This is a genomic window from Citrobacter sp. Cf088 (assembly GCF_030334295.1).
GTDB classification, from domain to species: Bacteria; Pseudomonadota; Gammaproteobacteria; order Enterobacterales; family Enterobacteriaceae; genus Citrobacter; species Citrobacter freundii.
Map to the genome: position 1 here is coordinate 1 of NZ_JAOWEE010000034.1, position 2,521 is coordinate 2,521.

The 2,521-nt window shown below is 45.5% G+C and carries 2 protein-coding genes and 1 pseudogene; 1 reads left to right on the forward strand and 2 read right to left on the reverse strand.

The window, feature by feature from the left end; genetic code table 11:
• Both OGV71_RS04040 and OGV71_RS04045 read right to left on the reverse strand, forming a co-directional pair.
• Positions 1 to 138, reverse strand: a pseudogene (locus OGV71_RS04040) (IS3 family transposase); the annotation flags it as partial.
• A gap of 184 nt (positions 139 to 322) precedes the next feature.
• Positions 323 to 1,030, reverse strand: a complete 708-nt coding sequence (locus tag OGV71_RS04045; RefSeq protein ID WP_008814940.1) for a PilZ domain-containing protein — start codon at positions 1,028 to 1,030, stop codon at positions 323 to 325.
• 246 nt (positions 1,031 to 1,276) lie between these two features.
• On the opposite strand from OGV71_RS04045, the gene OGV71_RS04050 reads away from it, so the two are divergent.
• Positions 1,277 to 2,484 (forward strand): IS3 family transposase gene (locus tag OGV71_RS04050; protein ID WP_089617520.1). Its coding sequence is split into 2 segments (ribosomal slippage): positions 1,277 to 1,598 and positions 1,598 to 2,484, totalling 1,209 coding nucleotides; the frame shifts between segments, so codons are not numbered across the junction.
• Positions 2,485 to 2,521 lie beyond the last annotated feature (37 nt).

The following is a 2,521-nucleotide window of genomic DNA, read 5'->3' on the forward strand; positions in this document are numbered from 1 at the left end:
TAGAGCTGCAATTCATAAAGACTGAGCTTGGCGGACAGCAGCGACGCCAATGCGTTCCGCAAGCTTTAGGGCTTCGTTGCGGTATTCAGACGTGTGCTGTTTGCGGGGCTTTTTATTTGTTGATGCTAGTTTTGTCATGAGTCACCTCTGGTTGAGAGTTTACTCACTTAATTGCGTATCCACTATTGCTGGGTAGGATCATGGAATATGCCGATCCAGAACTGGCGACTGGCAATGAGTCGTTTTATAATCGAGTTTAGTGACCGTCTGAGCCGTCACCTTTAATACAGTGACAGTTACACAAAATTACGGATAGGCTCAACTAATAGTATCTATTATGTCCCTTCCGGATATTATTGGTTAAGTCTAATATTACCTGATTTATGGTATTACGTTGATAGTCATTTTGAAAAAGAAACTCGCAAGATATTTTAGTTACGAAATTAATTATTTTATCGTCATGTATGATAGTGTTATATGAAATAGATGCTATCCTTAATGAGATATTCAAGCTTACCTTCTTTGGGAGGGAAATTACTGAATTTTTCAGGATACCTCCATCAACTAAAAATCGCATATTTGGTTGAAAACTTATTAGAGCGCATCCCCCCAATGATATATCAGAGATATCATATCTATAGCTCTCACCGTTTCTGAACTTACCATAGCAATAGAAATTGTCAATTTTTCTCAGGGTAAATCGCCGTTCTTTACGGCGTTGAGTAATAATCATTTTGATAGGTATGCTGGCTTCCATATATTCCCCTTGGGCACCATATCTTCCTATGCTCTTGGATAAAATGTTTATTTGACCTATATCACTATACAGTTTAAGTTCAATGACTTCATTTATTATAAAACTATCTTCGCAATAAAATGAGAAAGAGTCGACTCCAACACCAACGTTTGATATCCTTGCGACACCAACCTCCCCACCCTCAACTACCATTACCCCTGAAGTTTTTTTCTTCATCTCATCACGCAGAATAGCAATCTTTTCATATTTATCATTTATGTCTAATTGGTGCATAGTTAGTTTCCTTACCCACAACAATATTAGAATTATTTTTAATTAGATCAAAATATAGTCTAAGAATCATACACTGCGTACTGTTTTTTTGTATTATTTATGATCTAAAAAACATATAAATATCTAATAATAGATTGATATTTATCATTTTTTTATGATGTAGCCCCCTGAAACACCGGACAGTAGCTGTATCTCCAGATAAGAGATAGGCTTGAATATATGTCTAACACTAACGCCAATTTTGAGATGACCGGGATCCTGTTAGGGCAAGAAGTCCGTAAACGTAAAACTCCTCAGGAGAAGATCGCCATTATCCAGCAGACGATGGAGCCGGGTATGAATGTCTCCCATGTCGCCCGCCTGCATGGTATCCAGCCCAGCCTGCTGTTTAAGTGGAAGAAGCAATATCAGGAAGGCAGCCTCACCGCCGTTGCGGCTGGAGAGGAAGTCGTTCCTGCTTCTGAGCTTACTGCTGCTCTGAAGCAGGTCCGGGAGCTTCAGCGCCTTCTGGGCAAGAAAACGATGGAAGTTGAGATCCTGAAAGAAGCCGTGGAGTACGGTCAGTCGCGAAAATGGATAGCGCACGCGCCCTTGTTGCCAAAGGACGGGGAATAGCCATGGTCAGCCGGACCATGGGCGTGTCGCGTGCGCAACTGTCACTGCGGATTAACCGTTCTGCCGACTGGCAGGACAGGCGCTGTAACCGGCGTAATGAAGAAGCAGACGCAGAAATACTGTCGGCTATCCTCAACATTATCAGCGATATGCCGAGTTATGGTTATCGACGCGTGTGGGGCATCCTGCGCAAGCAACGTCGCACAGAGGGACAGCCACCTGTGAATGCCAAACGGCTTTACAGGATAATGAGCGAGCATAACCTGTTGTTGTTGCATCACAAACCAGAGCGACCGAAGCGTGAACATAAGGGCAAGATAGCGGTGGCAGAAAGCGATATGCGCTGGTGTTCAGATGGCTTCGAGTTCGGCTGCGACAACGGCGAAAAACTGCGGGTAACGTTCGCGCTGGACTGCTGCGACCGTGAGGCCATAGACTGGGCAGCAAGCACGGGAGGCTATGACAGTTCGACCGTGCAGGATGTGATGCTGAGGTCGGTGGAAAAGCGCTTCGGCGACAGGTTGCCCGACACAGCGGTGCAGTGGCTGACGGATAACGGTTCAGCGTATACCGCGTATGAAACGCGGAGGTTCGCGAGAGAGCTGAATCTGGAGCCCTGCACAACAGCGGTGAGCAGCCCGCAGAGTAATGGCATGGCCGAACGGTTCGTGAAAACGATGAAAGAAGACTATATCGCGTTCATGCCAAAACCGGATGTGAGAACAGCACTGCGAAACCTTGCAGTAGCGTTCACGCATTACAATGAAAACCACCCGCACAGCGCGCTGGGATATCACTCCCCGAGGGAATACCGGCGGCAGCGGACATCGTTAACTTAAGATACAAAAGCTGTTCGGAGATGGAGGGTCAAGATCA